Origin of the sequence: Bradyrhizobium sp., assembly GCF_035484855.1 — a bacterium.
GTDB lineage: Bacteria > Pseudomonadota > Alphaproteobacteria > Rhizobiales > Xanthobacteraceae > Bradyrhizobium.
On sequence record NZ_DATHOP010000109.1, the window covers coordinates 55,239 to 69,209 of the forward strand.

Sequence of the window (13,971 nt, forward strand, 5' to 3'; positions counted from 1 at the left end):
GCCGTCATTCCGGGATGGTCCGAAGGACCAGACCCGGAATCTCGAGATTCTCCGATGTGCAATTGCACATCGTAGTTCGATGCTTCGCATCGCCCCGGAATGACGATCACCCCTTTCGGGGGCTGACTTGCGCGATATGCTTGCTACAACGGCGCCATGCGTCCTCATGCGATTCGCAATTGTCTGTTCACGTTCGCGCTGCTCCTGATCGGGCGGCAGGTCGTCGCCGCCGAGGCGGGATCGCTGCCGGCCGCAACGTCCGACGCCATGGCGCAGGCCGCTTCGCCCCAGGCGATCGCCGAATATCGCCGCAAGTTCGCCGAATATCGGCAGGCCCGCGCGGCGTTCGAGGCGGAGGCCGATGCCTACTGGAATTCGATCGCCGAGAAGCGGCGCGGCCGCAACGCCAAGCGGCGCGAGCATGTTCAGATCGAGCCCGACGACTATGTGCTGACGCAGCCGCCGGTCTATGCCGGTCCGCCGCGCCCGGTCAACCCGGAGCCGTCAGCGCCCGAGCCGCAGGAGCCGCGCCGCGAGCGCAAATATATTCCTGTGGTCGCCGATCTGCTGAAGGCCGCGGCCGAGAATTTCCAGTTCGTGCCGCAGCAGCCGGCAAACGACCTCGAATTCAAGCGCGCCTATGCGTTGACAGCTGCGGCGGCGGGGCTGACGCGGGAGCAGGCGGTGCGGGTCTATGCGTTCGAGACCGGCGGCAACGGCACCCATGCCTCGCAATCGGGGTTTCACGGCACCCGCGCGATCTCGACCGCGATCGGCTACAACCAACTGCTCACCACCAACACCGTCGAACTGCTCGCCGAACAGGGTCCCGAATTTGTGAAAGCGCTTGCGGCGAAGGCCGCGACGCTGAGCGGGCCTCCGCGCCAGGCGATGGATCACAAGATCGAGGTGCTGAGGAAGATGGTGGCGCTGGCGCGCTCGGTGCCGGACGAATGGGCGCAGCACGAAAAGGTCGGCGACACGCCGAAGGGCTGGGCGCTGCATGCCATGGTGCTGGACATCGATGTCGGTCCGCTCTTGCAGACCCACAAGCTCCTGACCTCGGTGATCTTCGCGCGCCAGAAGGGTTTCATGCGCCCGCTCACCGCCGCAGAGCTCGAGATGATGAACCTGACCGGCGACGGCACCGGCCTCGACATGGTGACGATGCCGCAGGCGATGCGCGAAGTGGTCCCGACCTCGAACTTCTTCCAGCGCTCTGGCTACGAGCGCAATCCGGTCGCGATCCGCCACAACACGGTGGCGAAGCTGCTCGCGGTAACCGACGAGAGGATGGACAGCAACAGCAGGCTGCCCGGCGCGAAGGAATTGGCGGCGGCGTTTTAGTTCGACGTCGTCCCGGCGAAGGCCGGGACCCATACGCCGTGACTTTTCGTTTTGGCAATGTCGTCAACGCCGTTTTCTATTTACGGCCGCCGCGGATTATAGGTCCCGGCCTTCGCCGGGACGACGATGGAGCTTGCTCTCACTCCGGCCCGAACATGAACTTGCCGTCGCCTTCGAGATACGGCGCGGTTCGCATGTAGAGCTGTCCGTTCTGGGTCACGAAGAACAGCGTGCCCTTGGGCACCTTCTTGGCGCCCTTCAGGAGCAGGCCGGCATTATCGGTCCCCATCTTGTAGGCAAAGGTCTTGCCGTCCTTGCCGTAGCCATAGCCCATGTCCGTCTTCAGCTCCCAGGGCTCGGGCGTGGCGGCTTGCGCGAACGCTGACGTCGTCAAGGCGCCGAGCGCCGCGGCCGTCACCAGAATCTTGATCGAAAATCGCATCATCCTGCTTGCTCCCAGCAAATGGTCCGAAAGGACATCGGCGTCCCTGCCCATTTTGAACAAATCACGAACGTCATGAAGCCGTCAATACGACCACGCGATGCGCCGCGGTGTGGGTCGTTCAAGACTTTGGGATTTCCCGCCGTCGGCTTCGCGACTATGTTCAGTTTCGGTCTGGAACTGTTCTTTGCAAATACGTCATAGGGATTACTCGGATGAACCACGTCATGAAAATCTGTCTGGGTGTGGCGCTGTCGGCGGCGACGCTGGTTTCCGTTGCCCGGGCCGACGATTTCAAGCTCAGCCACAACCAGCGGATTTCCTGCAGCCGCGGGCTCGCCCCGGGCAAGCTCAGCACCGCGACCTGCAAATCCTACGCCTATGTGTTCAACGCCAAGACGTCGGAATATTTCCGCTGCCAGGTCAGCATGGCGCTGACGCGCGACAACAAGGAAGTGCTCAACGTCCAGGCCGACGGCGGCTGCAGCAAGAAGCCGCGCATCTTCGATACCGACTCCAATTACGACTTCGACGCCACCGAGACCGAGCCGCCGAACACCAATTCGTTCTTCGGTCCCGGCGGCTATGCGATCTGGGCCAGCGACACCACGGCGCAGAAAGTCCGCGGCTGCATCATCATTTCCCCCGGCATCGGTTCCGACGTCTCGAAATGCGTGGACATGACGTTTCAGTGAACGTTCGCCCGGGTTGACCCGACCTCACAGCACGCGGCGAAGCGCAGGGTCGCCCCCGCGAAGCACGGGGGCGTTCGGTCCGGTCTCGGGCATCATGGCGACGAACAGGGCCAATCCGCCCGCCGCGATCGCGGCGAGCGTCAGAAACGCCGCGCTGTATCCGGCTCCCACCACGATATAACCGGCGACCGCGGCGCTCAGCGCGCCGCCGATCCCCGTCGCGGTGGCGATGGCGCCCTGGCTGACATTGAAATGGCCGGTGCCGCGGGTGAGGTCGGCTACGACAAGCGGAAACAGCGCGCCGAAAATCCCGGCGCCGACGCCGTCGAGCAGTTGCACCGACACCAGCCAATACGGGTTGTCGGACAGCGGATAGAGCGCGCCGCGCAGCGCCAGCACGGCAAGGGCTGCCGAAAAGATCGGCTTGCGGCCCCAGTCGTCGGCCTTGCGGCCGACCAGCATGGCGACCGGAACCATCACCATCTGCGCCGCGATGATGCAGACCGACATCAGCGTGGTGCCGAGGTTGCGGTTCACCAGCGCCAGTTTCTGGCCGACCAGCGGCAGCATCGCCGCGTTCGAGAAGTGGAACAGCACGGTTGAGATCGCGAAGATCAGAAGCGGCTTGCAGGCCAGCATCACGGCGAATCCGGACGGCTGGTCGCCGCCTTCGCCGCGGCCATCCGCGGCGCCGTCGAGGCCGCGCGCGAGGCGATGGTCGATCGCGTTCGCAGGAATCGACAGTGTCGCGATCACGCTGGCGACGGCCATCGCGGCCAACAGCCAGAACACCACGATCGGACCGTAAACATAGGCTGCGATCCCGGCGATCGCGGCGGCCGTGGCATTGCCCGCATGGTTGAACGCCTCGTTGCGGCCGATGCGCGCGGCGAAGGCTTTTGGGCCGACGATGCCGAGCGTCACCGCCGCGACCGCCGGCGCGAAAATCGACGCCGCCGCGGCTGCCAGCGATTGCGTCGCCGCCACCAGTTCGAAACTGTGGATCAGCGGCAGCGCCAGGCAGGCCGCGGTCACCGCGATTGCGGCCGCGACCATCAGCGCGCGCTTGGCCCTGGTGCGGTCGATCAGCGCGCCGGCCGGTGTCTGCGCGGCAATGCCGGCCAGCGCTGCCACCGACATCACGAGGCCAATCGAGCCCTGGTCCCATTTTTGTTCCGTCAGGAGATAGATGGCGAGATAGGGCCCGAGACCGTCGCGGACATCGGCGAGAAAGAAGTTCAGCGCGTCGAGCGCGCGAGCCACGCCTCTCTCTTTCCGCAAGCAAAACCTCCGTGCCGGGCGCCGGTTCAACGGCGCCCAACGAGGCGGGTTCCATCTTTGGGTCGGTGCGGCCGAGCGCTTATTTGTCGATGCGGTTGTTTTTTAGCCGGCCGAATGGGTTGACCGCAGGCACCGCGCCGTCCAATTTCCCGGCCAAATCGGGGACGGGCAATGCGGGGGATTTCGAGGCGGGTTGCCGTCGTGGCGGCCATGGCGATTCTGTCGGCGCCGGTAGCCGAGGCGCAGCCCTTCATCAATGTGCTGACCGGCGGCACCTCCGGCGTCTATTACCCGCTCGGGGTTGCGATCGGAAAAATCTTCGGCGACGGGATACCCGGCGTCAAAACCCAGGTGCAGGCCACCAAGGCCTCGGTCGAGAACCTGATCCTGCTGCAGCAGGGTCGCGGCGAGCTCGCGTTTACACTGGGCGATTCGCTGAAAGCGGCGTGGGAGGGCGACGAGGAGGCGGGCTTCAGGTCGAAGCTCGACAAGCTGCGCACCATCGGCGCCATCTATCCCAACTACATCCAGATCGTCGCCACCGCCGACAGCGGCATCAGGACGCTCGCCGACCTCAGGGGCAAGAGTCTTTCGGTCGGCGCGCCGAAGTCGGGCACCGAGCTCAATTCGCGCGCCATCCTGGCGGCCGCCGGACTGAGCTACAAGGACCTCCGCAAGGTCGAGTATCTGCCGTTCGCCGAATCCGTCGACCTGATGAAGAACCGCCAGCTCGACGCCACGCTGCAATCGGCCGGCCTCGGGGTCGCCTCGCTGAAGGATCTCTCGACCTCGACCGACATCGCCGTGGTGGCGGTGCCGAAGGAGGTGGTCGACCGGATCGGTCCGCCCTTCGTCTCCGTGCTGATCCCCGCCAGCACCTATGCCGGCCAGGACAAGGACGTGCCGACCGCCGCCGTCGTCAATTATCTCGTGACCAGTTCGGCGGTCTCCGACGATCTCGCCTACCGGATGACGAAGCTGATCTTCGAGCAGCTCTCCGAGCTGGCCAATGCGCATGCGGCCGGCAAGGAGATCAGGCTGGAAAACGCGGCCATGGGAAGTCCGGTGCCGCTCCACCCCGGCGCCATTCGCTACTACAAGGAAAAAGGCCTCATTAAATAAGCCTGGCATTTCGGATGCCATGGCGCCAGCCATTCTTCCTGAAGAGAATCGTTTTAAGATGGGGACGCAGCGCGGGCCCGCACCTCGTATATTAACGAACGGCGCGGCCGCGTTATAAGACGTCAATTGATTTGGGCGTTCGGGGGAACGACAGGAATGCTGCAGGCCGTGGACGCAGGCGCGCCCGTCAAGGCTTCGTTCGACAATTTCGAACACGGTTTTCCGGAAGGCTTTGGGCCGGGCGGCTGGGGTCATCTCGCCTATGCGATCGGCATCCTGTTCGCGGGTTTTCAACTCTATGTCGCCGCCTTCAATTATCTGCCGAGCCAGGTGGTGCGCGGCGTCCATGTCGGCTTCCTGATCCTGATGACCTTTGGCCTGGTCGGCAACTTCACCGCCAAAGGCAATGCCGGCCGCGCCGCCGGCTGGCTGATCGGCGCCGCCGGATTTTTGTGCGGGCTCTATCAGTGGATCTTCTACGCCGACCTGATCGGGCGCGACGGCGATCCGACCCGGCTCGATCTGGTGGTCGGCACCCTGCTAGCGATCCTGATCTTCGAAGGCGCGCGGCGGCTGATGGGCCTGGCGCTGCCGCTGATGTGCGGCGCCTGCATCCTCTATTGGTTCTTCGGTCAGTATCTGCCGGCGCCGTTCAACCATCGCGGCTATGGCTTCGACCAGATCGTCACGCATCTCGCCTACGGCACCGAAGGCTTTTACGGCGTGCCGATCTACGTTTCCGCGACCTACATCTTCCTGTTCATCCTGTTCGGCTCGTTCCTCGAGCACGCCGGGATGATCCAGCTGTTCACCGAGGTCTCGCTCGGCCTGTTCGGCGGCACCCGCGGCGGACCCGCCAAGGTCGCGGTGTTTGCCTCGGGCATGATGGGAACGATCTCGGGCTCGGGCGTCGCCAATGTCGTTACCGTCGGCCAGTTCACGATTCCCTTGATGATCAAGTTCGGCTATCGCCGCGCCTTTGCCGCCGGCGTTGAGGCCACCGCCTCGATGGGCGGCCAGATCATGCCGCCGGTGATGGGCGCGGTCGCCTTCATCATGGCGGAGACGCTGGGCGTCGATTACGCCGTGATCGTCAAGGCCGCGGTGATCCCGGCGATCCTGTATTTCGCCTCCGCGTTCTGGATGGTGCATCTCGAAGCCGGCAAGCACGGCCTCGTCGGGATGAAGAGATCGGAGATTCCCAGTGCCTGGAAGGCGCTGACGGCGCGCTGGTACCTGGCGCTGCCTCTTGCGGCGCTGGTCTACATGCTGTTCGAAGGCTTTACCCCGCTCTATGCCGGCAGCATGGGGCTGGCGCTGACGGTGGCGCTGATCCTCGGCGCCAGCATCACGCTCGGTTTCTCCAATCCCGTGTTCCGCTACGTGTTCTGGATCTCGCTCGCGCTGGCGGTTGCCGCGGTATCGCATGGCGGGCTCACCATCGTTCCGGTCGCCGGGTTAGTCGCCATTCTCGTGGTGCTGGCGGCGGTCACCCGCGGCGGCCGGGCGACGCTTGCGGCCTGCCGCGATTCGCTCGCCGACAGCGCCAAGACCGCGCTCACCGTCGGCATCGCCTGCGCCATCGTCGGCTCCATCATCGGCATGATGTCGCAAACCGGCGTCGGCACCATCTTCGGCGGCTGGATCATCGGGCTCGGCTCGAAAAGCCTGTTCGTGGCGCTGGTCATGACCATGCTGCTGTCGATCCTGCTCGGCACCGGTATCCCGACGATTCCGACCTACATCATCACCGCCGCGCTCGCCGCACCGGCGCTGGCCAAGCTCGGCGTGCCGCTGATCGAGAGCCACATGTTCGCGTTCTATTACGGCATCATGGCCGACCTCTCGCCGCCGGTGGCGCTGGCGGCACTGGCGGCGGCGCCGATCGCAAAGGAAAACCCGGACAAGATCGGCTGGGAGGCGATGCGGATCGCGCTCGCCGGCTATGTGATTCCCTTCATCTTCGTCTATTCGCCGGCGCTGATGCTGCAGGCCGGCGACCCGATGGCGGCGCAACTCGGCTTCTACGGCGCGGTGGCGTTTGCGACGCTCAAGGCGCTGGTCGCGATCGGCCTGTTCGGCATGGTGGCGATCGGCTTCCTGTTCGTGCGGATGACCCTGGTCGAGCGGCTGGTTGCCTTTGCCGCGGCGCTGTGCCTGCTCGGCGACTTTCCCTTCAGCGATACCGCCGGATTCCTGCTCGCGCTCGTCATCGTGCTGCGGCAATGGCGACTGAGGACGCGCCCCGCCGCGGCCGCCGCGTGAGCCTCTGCCTCGCCTCGGCCGGTGTGGTGAAGATGCTCTCGGTTGCAGCGTTCACGCTGGTATGGACGCACTCGATCGAAAAGACCGACTGGCAGGAAGACTGGCGCGTCACATCAGCCGGGCTGCAGCTGGCGCAGGCGCGGGTCAAGGGCTTTGGCGCCGGCATGGAGCCGCCGCCGGAGGCGCTATTGGACGACGGCTGGTTTCAGTGGCGACCTGTGCGCGCGCCGATGCCGGAAGTTCTGCTGGCCAATTCCGGCGCCGCCGGCGAATGGCGGCTCTGCAGCGGCGGAAGCTGTCATACGCTGTCGGAGATTTTCGGGCATCCGGTCGGGATGAATGTCACAACGATGCGCGCATGTCCGTAGCCCGGATGGAGCGCTTGCGTAATCCGGGACTTGGCATGTTGCTTCCCGGATTTCGCAAGGGCTCCATCCGGGCTACAAGAATTCAACAATAGGGAGAAACTCGATGGATCGGCTCAAGGGAAAAATCGCCATGGTGGTCGGCGCGGGCTCGATCGGGCCGGGCTGGGGCAACGGCAAGGCGACCGCAGTGACCTTTGCGCGCGAGGGCGCGCAGGTATTTTGCGTCGATCGCAACACGGCCGCGGCCGAAGAGACGGTGAAGATCATCACCGGCGAGGGCGGCCACGCGACCGCGTTCACCGCCGATGTGTCGCGCGCCGCCGAGGTCGAGGCGATGGTCGCGGCATGCTTGAAGACCTACGGCCGCATCGACGTGCTCGACAACAATGTCGGCATCGCCGAGATGGGCAGCGTGGTCGAGGTTTCCGAAGCCGAATGGGACCGCGTCTTCGCGGTCAATCTCAAAAGCGCGTTCCTCGCCATGAAGCACGTCATTCCCGTGATGGTGGGCCAAGGCGGCGGCTCGATCATCAACATCTCCTCGATCGCCTCGATCCGCCATCTCGGCATCTCCTATGTCAGCTACGGCACCTCCAAGGCCGCGATGAACCAGATGACGCGCACCACGGCGGTGGAATTCGCATCGAAGCATGTCAGGGTGAACACGATCCTGCCGGGGCTGATGAAAACCCCGATGGTCGAGCATTCGGCGGGGCTGGCGGCAAGCTACGCGGCGGGCGACGTCGAGGCGATGTGGCGCGCGCGCGACGCGCAGGTGCCGATGGGCCATATGGGCGAAGCCTGGGACGTCGCCAACGCGGCGCTGTTTCTCGCCTCCGACGAATCGCGATATGTCACCGGCATCGAACTGGTGGTCGACGGCGGGGTGACGTTGAAGGCGTAGCCGTCGTCCCTGCGAACGCAGGGACGACATGTCCGCGGTACTGCGATACGATCGCAGCGCAATGTACAATTCGCTGCGGTTCTGTTTCATGTTTCGAATGCGGTACGTGATCATCGCTCTCGTGCTGTGCGCCGCGCTTTCGCGCGCCGCCTTCGCCGCGGCCGCCGAGCCCGCCACCGATCCGCAAGTCGATCCCGTGCCCTGCGCCGCGGCGGCGGCAGCCGGTGACGACGACAAGGTCATCGCCGTCTGCGGCGCGCTGGTCGACAGCGAGAAGACGCCAGCGCCCGACCGCATCAAGGCGCTGATCGCGCGCGCTTCCGCCTTCGCGCGCAAGGATCAGATCGACCGCGCCATTTCCGACTACGACACCGTGTTGCGGCTCGATCCGAAACTGGCCGATATCTTCAATGCGCGCGGCGAACTCTGGCGCAAAAAGGGCGACCGGCCCAAGGCGCTGGCGGATTTCGGCGCCGCGATCAAGCTCGACCCGAACCATCCGTCCGCGCGCGGCAATTACAAATCGCTGGCCCAGGAGCTGGAGCGTCTCGGCGCGCTGATGGCGGTCTACGGCAAGCCCAGTTTCAATTGTGCCACCGTCCGCCGCGCGGTGGAAAAGGCGATCTGCGCCAGTCCGGAGTTGGCCAATCTCGACCGCGAGATCAACGCGGCGAATACCAAGGTGGTCCGCGAGGCGACCGCCGACAGCCCGCGCGCGGGCCGGGAGTTGCAGCGCCAGCAGGAGGATTTTATCGCCCGCCGCGCCGCCGCCTTCGGCCGGCCGGATTACGATCTGCAAAAGGCGATGCGGGAGCGGCTGGACCATCTGCTGGAGGTCGAGCGGTATTAAGCATCGCCGCCGGGTCCTTCACCTCTCCCGCAGGGAGAGGTGAAGCTGTTCCGGCTTGATCTCGCCCCGCTTCAGGTCACAATGTCGAACGAAATGTGACCAATTTGATCCACGTCATGGCCGGGCTTGTCCCGGCCATCCACGTCTTGCTTCGCTGATGAACTGCAAAAGACGTGGATGCCCGGCACAGGGCCGGGCACGACGGTGGATGGATCACCAGCGGGAGTACGCCATGAACATCCAGAGCAGCCGCTATCACGAAATCCATGCCCGCTCGCTCGCCGATCCCTTGGCCTTCTGGGGTGAGGCGGCGCGCGAGATCGACTGGATCGAGCCGGCGAAGAAGGTGTTCGATCCGTCGCTGGGCCTCTACGGCCGCTGGTTTCCCGGCGCCGTGGTCAACACCTGCTACAATGCGCTCGACCGCCAGGTCGCGGCCGGCCGCGGCAACCAGGCCGCGCTGATCCATGATTCGCCGCTCGCCAATGCCGTGACGACCTACACCTATTCGGAAATGCTCGCCGAGGTGCAGACGCTCGCCGCCGTCATGACCGACTTCGGCGTCGCCAAGGGCGACCGCGTCATCCTCTATATGCCGATGGTGCCGGAGGCCATGATCGCGATGCTGGCCTGCGCGCGGATCGGCGCGGTGCACAGCGTGGTGTTCGGCGGCTTTGCCGCGAAAGAGCTTGCGACCCGGATCGAGGACGCCAAGCCGAAGCTGATCTTCTCGGCGAGCTGCGGGCTCGAGCCCGGCCGCATCGTGCAGTACAAGCCGCTGCTGGACGAGGCCATCAGACTTTCCAGCGTGAAGCCGGAAGCCTGCATCATTCTGCAGCGGCCGCGAGAGGCTTGCGAATTGATCGCGGGCCGCGACCATGACTGGGCCGACTTGCGCAGCAAGGCCATCGCGGCCGGCAAGAAGGCGCCCTGCGTGCCGGTGCTTGCGACCGATCCGCTCTATATCCTCTACACTTCGGGCACCACGGGAAAACCGAAGGGCGTGGTGCGCGACAATGGCGGACATCTGGTCGCGTTGAAATGGTCGATGTTCAATCTCTATGGCGTCAAGCCAGGCGAGGTGTGGTGGTGCGGCTCCGATATCGGCTGGGTGGTCGGCCACAGCTACATCATCTACGGCCCGCTGATCCATGGCGCGACCTCGATCATGTACGAGGGCAAGCCGATCGGCACGCCCGATGCCGGCGCGTTCTGGCGGGTGATCTCGCAGCACAAGGCAGTCGCCTTCTTCACCGCGCCGACCGCGTTCCGCGCCATCCGCAAGGAGGATCCGGAAGGCACCTTCATCCGCGAATACGACCTGTCGAAATTCCGCACGTTGTTCCTGGCCGGCGAGCGCGCCGACCCGCCGACGGTGGAATGGGCGGAGCAGCAGTTGAAGGTGCCTGTGATCGACCATTGGTGGCAGACCGAAACCGGCTGGTGCATCGCCGGCAATCCGGTGGGGCTGGGGATGCTGCCCGTCAAGCACGGCTCGCCGACGGTGCCGATGCCGGGCTATCGGGTCGAGGTGGTGGACGAGGCCTCAAGGCCGTTGCCCGCGGGCACCATGGGTTCGATCGTGATCAAACTGCCGATGCCGCCGGGCTGCCTGCCGACCCTGTGGGAGCAGGACGAGCGCTGCCGCGAAGCCTATTTCAACGAGTTCCCCGGCTACTACAAAACCTCCGACGCCGGCTATATCGACGAGGACGGCTATGTCTTCGTGATGGGCCGCACCGATGACATCATCAACGTCGCCGGCCACCGGTTGTCCACCGGCGGCATGGAGGAGATTCTCGCTGGTCATCCCGACGTCGCCGAATGCGCCGTGCTCGGCATCAAGGATTCGATCAAGGGCGAAGTACCCTGCGGTTTCCTGGTGCTGAAGGCCGGCGTGACCAAAAAGCCGATCGAGATCGAAAAGGAGATCGTGGCCCTGGTGCGCGAAAAACTCGGGCCCGTCGCCGCCTTCAAGCTCGCCATCACCGTCGGCCGCCTGCCGAAGACGCGCTCCGGAAAAATCCTGCGCGGCACCATCAAGAAGATCGCCGACGGCGAGGCCTGGACGATGCCCGCCACCATCGAGGACCCGAAGGTGCTCGACGAAATCGGCGAGGCGCTGAAGGGGAGGGTGTGATCGCCTCACCGTCATTGCGAGCCAACGGGTCGCGCGAATGCGCGCCCGATGACGGGCTCCGCGAAGCAATCCATCTCTCCGCGGAAAGAAAGAATGGATTGCTTCGTCGCAAGGGCTCCTCGCAATGACGACTCCGTCGTCATGCCCGGGCTTGACTCGGGCATCCATCACACTTGAAAGAATGCCTTGATTTTGATGGATTGCCGGGTCACCCGTGTATACCTAGGCTTCGCCGGATCCTCGGGGCTGGTCCGCCGAAGCCTTGGCGAAGGCGGAAGCCCGGCAATGACATTATGAGGGTTCAATCGACGGGATTCGCATGCAACTGAACTCGGCAAAACGATACGCGGCGGTCGTACTCGCAGCCCTGGCCCTCTCCGCCTGCGCATCCGGCAGCCCGACCCGGGTCTCCACCCTCGACCAGGACGACGACACCTTCTGCCGCGCCAACAATGTCGCGCCCGGCTCCTCGGCCTATATCGCCTGCCGCAAGGACCGCGACGTCCAGCGCGACGCCGCCGCAGCGCGAAGCGACCGCAAGCAGCGCGACCTCGGCGAATACATGCTGAACAATCCGGTCCACCCCTGAGCCACGAGGGCTATCATGAACGAAGACGTCTTCAACACCAGCCTGCGCCGATTCCTGAAAAAGGTCGGCATCACCTCGCAACGCGAAATCGAGATCGCGGTGCGCGAGGCGATCGCGGACGGCCGGCTGAAGGGCCACGAGAAGCTGCCGGCGAAAATGGTCCTGACCGTCGGCGGCGTCAGCCTGACGCACGAGATCATGGACGAGATCGAACTTGGTTAAATAAGGCGCGGCGCGTTCTTTCTTCCCCTCTCCCCTTGCGGGAGAGGGTGCATAGGCGGCCTTCGGCCGCCATCCTTAAACAAGACGCCGATGCATTGCATCGGCTATGGATGCGCAGCATCGCAGACCGGTGAGGGGTTCTCTCCGCGAACACCGAATTCCGCGATTAGCACCGAACCTGCCGATAGAGACCCCTCATCCGGCGCGGACTAAAGTCCGCGCCACCTTCTCCCACAAAGGGAGAAGGGAAAAAACGCGCGCTACATCTCCTCACCCATGGATCATTGCGAACGCATCGTCGGCTCAACGACATCCTCAATCTGAACCCAGTCATGTTTGGTCCGCTCAAACACCGATCTGCCGGGGGCGGGGTATTTTGGATCTGCCATCGCGCCGAGGGCAACGGCGACCAGCGCGGGAAAATTGCTGAGTTTCCAGTAGACCGTTGAGCCACACTGGGGGCAAAAATAGTTATGGATGTTGCCGCCGCTTGCGGCGGCGTGCGTGAATTCCTTTGATGTTCCCGAGATGATGACAGCCTCGGCGGGGTAGTAGGCGCCGACGCCGAATGGCGCGCCGGTTCGGCGCTGGCAGTCGATGCAGTGGCAGGCAATGATGATCCTGGATGGTTCGTCTGGAAGCGAGAGCGTGACGGCACCGCAGCTGCATCTGGCGTCGGCCATCGGAACGTCCCCCATCCTCTCCAAGCTGAATTTCAAGCTGCGATATTAGCCCGGATTCACGGGGCTGTCTTGCGGGCTTGTGGCAGCGCTTGCGCTCGCAACGACAATGTAGAGCGAGAATCGCGAACCAATGCACAGTGTGCTCCCCTCCCCACCACTCACTGCGCTCGCGGGGGGAGGGAGGGGAGAAGAATGGTGGGCCGTTTGAAAATATGAATTCGGAGCGCGACCACCCTCCGCGTCGTCCCGGCTCGGAGGCCGGGACGACGGTGGCCGAGAGGCGCGCGCCTGTCCCGCTACTCCTGCTCCGGCTTCTTGCCGCCGATCGTCTTCAGCTTGGCGAACACGGCGTCGACGTTGAGATCGTCGCGCTCTTTCTCGCTGGGCTCGAATTCGGCTTCCTTGCGGGTGGTCTCGGAGGCCGGCAAAAGAGTGGCGCCGCCATAGGCGGTGTCGATCGGCTTCTCCTTGGCGGCGCGCTGCACCTCGAAATCGAGCTCGATCTGCGAGCACAGGCCGAGCGTCACCGGGTCCATCGGGGTCAGGGTCGAGGCGTTCCAGTGGGTGCGGTCGCGGACGCTGGCGATCGTGGTCTTGGTGGTGCCGACCAGCCGCATGATCTGGGCGTCCTTCAATTCGGGATGGTTGCGCACCAGCCAGAGGATCGCGCTCGGCCGCTCGTGGCGGCGCGACACCGGGGTGTAGCGCGGGCCCTTCTTCTTGGCGGCCGGCGGCAGCGTCACCTTGCTCTCCTCGAGTTTCAGCCGGTAGTTCGGGTCCTTCTCGCCGCGCTCGATTTCGTCGCGGGTGAGTTGGCCGGTCGAAATCGGGTCCATGCCCTTGATGCCCTGGGCGGCGTCGCCGTCGGCGATGGCGCGCACCTCGAGCGGGTGCATCTTGGTGAAATCGGCCACTTGGTCGAAGGTCAGCGCGGTATTGTCGACCAGCCACACGGCCGTGGCTTTCGGCATCAGCGGTGCATTGCTCATGGCAAATCTCCTTAGCGCTTCGCCCACCCCTGGAGGCGAAGCCGATGGTCATCAGCGATGACGGGAATTACGGC

The 13,971-nt window shown here is 64.6% G+C and carries 14 protein-coding genes; 10 read left to right on the plus strand and 4 right to left on the minus strand.

The annotated features are described in order from the left end of the window. Window positions 1-156: 156 nt before the first annotated feature. Entirely contained in the window at window positions 157-1,347 is a 1,191-nt protein-coding gene (locus VK804_RS12855; protein WP_414642770.1) for a hypothetical protein, read from the plus strand. Window positions 1,348-1,486: 139 nt separating this feature from the next. On the opposite strand, the gene VK804_RS12860 is transcribed toward VK804_RS12855, so the two are convergent. Continuing rightward, entirely contained in the window at window positions 1,487-1,789 is a 303-nt protein-coding gene (locus VK804_RS12860) for a hypothetical protein (protein ID WP_325371261.1), read from the minus strand. Window positions 1,790-2,004: 215 nt separating this feature from the next. On the opposite strand from VK804_RS12860, the gene VK804_RS12865 reads away from it, so the two are divergent. Next, window positions 2,005-2,484: a hypothetical protein gene (locus VK804_RS12865; RefSeq protein WP_414642771.1), complete on the plus strand. Its 480-nt coding sequence runs from the start codon at window positions 2,005-2,007 to the stop codon at window positions 2,482-2,484. 24 nt (window positions 2,485-2,508) lie between these two features. On the opposite strand, the gene VK804_RS12870 is transcribed toward VK804_RS12865, so the two are convergent. Next, entirely contained in the window at window positions 2,509-3,747 is a 1,239-nt protein-coding gene (locus VK804_RS12870; protein ID WP_325371194.1) for an MFS transporter, read from the minus strand. Between the two features lie 189 nt (window positions 3,748-3,936). On the opposite strand from VK804_RS12870, the gene VK804_RS12875 reads away from it, so the two are divergent. The 8 genes from VK804_RS12875 to VK804_RS12910 all read left to right on the plus strand — a co-directional run bounded on the left by VK804_RS12875 (window position 3,937) and on the right by VK804_RS12910 (window position 12,225). Beyond that, window positions 3,937-4,887, plus strand: coding sequence for a TAXI family TRAP transporter solute-binding subunit (locus tag VK804_RS12875; RefSeq protein WP_325371195.1), 951 nt, complete (start codon window positions 3,937-3,939; stop codon window positions 4,885-4,887). Window positions 4,888-5,043: 156 nt separating this feature from the next. Further along, window positions 5,044-7,152, plus strand: a complete 2,109-nt coding sequence (locus tag VK804_RS12880) for a TRAP transporter permease (RefSeq protein ID WP_325371196.1) — start codon at window positions 5,044-5,046, stop codon at window positions 7,150-7,152. Continuing rightward, the gene (locus tag VK804_RS12885; protein WP_325371197.1) at window positions 7,149-7,520 is read left to right on the plus strand and encodes a DUF1850 domain-containing protein; all 372 of its coding nucleotides are present in this window, start codon (window positions 7,149-7,151) and stop codon (window positions 7,518-7,520) included. Before VK804_RS12880 ends, VK804_RS12885 begins: the two co-directional genes overlap by 4 nt. A 103-nt stretch (window positions 7,521-7,623) precedes the next feature. Further along, on the plus strand, window positions 7,624-8,424 hold the full coding sequence (locus tag VK804_RS12890; protein ID WP_325371198.1) for a glucose 1-dehydrogenase: 801 nt from the start codon (window positions 7,624-7,626) through the stop codon (window positions 8,422-8,424). A 97-nt stretch (window positions 8,425-8,521) separates the two neighbouring features. After that, window positions 8,522-9,274, plus strand: coding sequence for a tetratricopeptide repeat protein (locus tag VK804_RS12895; RefSeq protein ID WP_325371262.1), 753 nt, complete (start codon window positions 8,522-8,524; stop codon window positions 9,272-9,274). 232 nt (window positions 9,275-9,506) lie between these two features. Then, entirely contained in the window at window positions 9,507-11,414 is a 1,908-nt protein-coding gene (locus tag VK804_RS12900) for a propionyl-CoA synthetase (RefSeq protein ID WP_325371199.1), read from the plus strand. A gap of 319 nt (window positions 11,415-11,733) precedes the next feature. Continuing rightward, a complete protein-coding gene (locus VK804_RS12905) occupies window positions 11,734-12,003 on the plus strand; it encodes a hypothetical protein (RefSeq protein WP_325371200.1) in 270 nt (89 codons plus the stop codon). Between the two features lie 15 nt (window positions 12,004-12,018). Next, a complete protein-coding gene (locus tag VK804_RS12910) occupies window positions 12,019-12,225 on the plus strand; it encodes a DUF6494 family protein (protein ID WP_325371201.1) in 207 nt (68 codons plus the stop codon). Window positions 12,226-12,506: 281 nt separating this feature from the next. Here VK804_RS12910 and VK804_RS12915 read toward each other — a convergent pair whose 3' ends face one another. Then, window positions 12,507-12,908 (minus strand): GFA family protein, encoded by a 402-nt coding sequence (locus VK804_RS12915; protein ID WP_325371202.1) that lies wholly within the window; start codon window positions 12,906-12,908, stop codon window positions 12,507-12,509. A gap of 296 nt (window positions 12,909-13,204) precedes the next feature. After that, a complete protein-coding gene (locus VK804_RS12920) occupies window positions 13,205-13,897 on the minus strand; it encodes a DUF1013 domain-containing protein (RefSeq protein ID WP_325371203.1) in 693 nt (230 codons plus the stop codon). Window positions 13,898-13,971 lie beyond the last annotated feature (74 nt).

What these genes read in the sequence shown, in the direction of transcription:
- VK804_RS12855 (WP_414642770.1), top strand. Translation starts at nt 157, where the DNA reads ATGCGTCCTCATGCGATTCGCAATTGTCTGTTCACGTTCGCGCTGCTC.
- VK804_RS12860 (WP_325371261.1), bottom strand. Translation starts at nt 1,789, where the DNA reads ATGCGATTTTCGATCAAGATTCTGGTGACGGCCGCGGCGCTCGGCGCC.
- VK804_RS12865 (WP_414642771.1), top strand. Translation starts at nt 2,005, where the DNA reads ATGAACCACGTCATGAAAATCTGTCTGGGTGTGGCGCTGTCGGCGGCG.
- VK804_RS12875 (WP_325371195.1), top strand. Translation starts at nt 3,937, where the DNA reads ATGCGGGGGATTTCGAGGCGGGTTGCCGTCGTGGCGGCCATGGCGATT.
- VK804_RS12880 (WP_325371196.1), top strand. Translation starts at nt 5,044, where the DNA reads ATGCTGCAGGCCGTGGACGCAGGCGCGCCCGTCAAGGCTTCGTTCGAC.
- VK804_RS12890 (WP_325371198.1), top strand. Translation starts at nt 7,624, where the DNA reads ATGGATCGGCTCAAGGGAAAAATCGCCATGGTGGTCGGCGCGGGCTCG.
- VK804_RS12895 (WP_325371262.1), top strand. Translation starts at nt 8,522, where the DNA reads ATGCGGTACGTGATCATCGCTCTCGTGCTGTGCGCCGCGCTTTCGCGC.
- VK804_RS12900 (WP_325371199.1), top strand. Translation starts at nt 9,507, where the DNA reads ATGAACATCCAGAGCAGCCGCTATCACGAAATCCATGCCCGCTCGCTC.
- VK804_RS12905 (WP_325371200.1), top strand. Translation starts at nt 11,734, where the DNA reads ATGCAACTGAACTCGGCAAAACGATACGCGGCGGTCGTACTCGCAGCC.
- VK804_RS12910 (WP_325371201.1), top strand. Translation starts at nt 12,019, where the DNA reads ATGAACGAAGACGTCTTCAACACCAGCCTGCGCCGATTCCTGAAAAAG.
- VK804_RS12915 (WP_325371202.1), bottom strand. Translation starts at nt 12,908, where the DNA reads ATGGCCGACGCCAGATGCAGCTGCGGTGCCGTCACGCTCTCGCTTCCA.
- VK804_RS12920 (WP_325371203.1), bottom strand. Translation starts at nt 13,897, where the DNA reads ATGAGCAATGCACCGCTGATGCCGAAAGCCACGGCCGTGTGGCTGGTC.